Genomic DNA, 720 nt, shown 5'->3' with positions numbered 1-720 from the left:
AATGAGCGCCAGGCTGGTCAGCAGCAGGAACACCGCCAGCGCCGCCGCGAACGGCACGTTGGACTGGTAGACCGCCTGGTCGGTGATCAGCACCGACAGGGTCCAGTGCTCCGGATTGCCCAGTATCTGCGGGATCAGGTAGACGCCCAGAGTAAACACGAACACCAGGATCAGCGAGGCCACGATCGGCTGGCGCATCGCCGGGATCACCACGTTGAAGAACGCCCGCTGCGGCGAGGCCCCGAGGGTGCGCGCGGCCTCGGTGAGCTCCGGGTCCAGCCGCGACATGGACGGGTAGAGCATGAGCACGGTGTAGGGCAGGGTGAGGTAGCAGTAGCCCAGCACCTCCGCGGTGAACCCGGGCGCGAGCCCCACCGGGTGATCCATCAGCCCGAGCCATACCAGCAGGTTGGACACCCCCGCGGTGCGCGAGAGCAGGATCGACCAGCTGAACGCGATGATCACCTCGGAGAGCGAGAGCACCGAGAGCAGGAACACCAACCAGATCGTCTGCGTACGCATGCGCATGCGCGAGAGCAGGTAGGTAAACGGGAACGCCACGGAGACACTAATCACGGCGACCAGCATGCCCAGATAGAGCGAGAACGCGAGGTTGTCCAGGAACAGCGAGGAGAACAGCCGCGCGTAGTTCGAGAATACGAACGCCGGCTTGTAGAACGCGCTCTCCACGCGCTGGAAGAAGCTCACCGCGAGCATGAT

Annotated in this window: 1 protein-coding gene; it reads right to left on the bottom strand. The window is 64.4% G+C overall.

What is annotated here, in order from left to right; all coding sequences use genetic code 11:
* Positions 1-720: ABC transporter permease (locus G7A99_RS22905; RefSeq protein ID WP_163144335.1), on the bottom strand; the 720-nt coding region annotated here is incomplete at both ends.

The sequence above is a fragment of the Arhodomonas sp. KWT genome (assembly GCF_010993615.1).
Note: the sequence above shows the minus strand (reverse complement) of the source record. Positions and strands in the feature narration are given on the sequence as shown.